This is a genomic window from Pseudomonas sp. SID14000 (assembly GCF_002165135.1).
Taxonomy (GTDB): domain Bacteria; phylum Pseudomonadota; class Gammaproteobacteria; order Pseudomonadales; family Pseudomonadaceae; genus Aquipseudomonas.
Map to the genome: position 1 here is coordinate 1 of NZ_NFZQ01000058.1, position 799 is coordinate 799.

Here is a 799-nt window from a genome sequence, read left to right on the forward strand (position 1 = left end):
GACCAGGCCGGCATCCCGGTGCTGCTGGTCGGCGACTCCGCCGCGAACAACGTCTTCGGCTACGAGTCGACTCTGCGCGTCACCGTCGACGAGCTGATCCCGCTTTCGCGGGCGGTCGCGGGCGCCGTCGAGCGAGCGCTGGTCGTCGCCGACCTGCCGTTCGGTTCGTACCAGGCATCGCCCGAGCAGGCCTTCCACACCGCAGTCCGGTTCATGAAGGAGGCGGGCGTGCACGCGGTGAAGCTGGAGGGCGGGCGGACCGTCGTACCGGCGGTGGAGAAGCTGACCCAGTCCGGGATCCCGGTGATGGCCCACATCGGCTTCACCCCGCAGAGCGAGCACACGATCGGCGGCTACCGCGTGCAAGGCCGCGGCGACCAGGCGGCCGCGCTGATCGACGACGCGGTCGCGCTGGCTGAGGCCGGTGCCTTCTCGGTGGTCCTCGAGATGGTGCCGGGCGACGTCTCCGCGGAGATCACCAAGCGCATCTCGATCCCGACGATCGGCATCGGCGCCGGCCGCGACACCGACGCCCAGGTGCTCGTCTGGCAGGACATGGCCGGGATGCGGTCAGGTCAGATGCCGCGCTTCGTCAAGCAGTACGCCGACCTGCGCGGCATCCTCACCAACGCCGCCACCACTTTCGCCGCCGAAGTCACCGCCGGTAGCTTCCCGGCCGACGAACACACCTTCTAGCGCTTCAGATCCAAGGCAGGGCTGAACGCTCCGACCAGTACTCGTAGGGCTCCTGGACGAACTCGACCAGGGGCCCTTGTACTACGGGGGCCAGGTTGCTCTC

At 69.1% G+C, this 799-nt stretch carries 1 protein-coding gene; it reads left to right on the forward strand.

The features are described from left to right. Positions 1-696 (forward strand): 3-methyl-2-oxobutanoate hydroxymethyltransferase (gene panB, locus CAY82_RS27370; protein WP_140399151.1); only part of this gene is annotated, 696 nt, incomplete at its 5' end. Between the last annotated feature and the right edge of the window lie 103 nt (positions 697-799).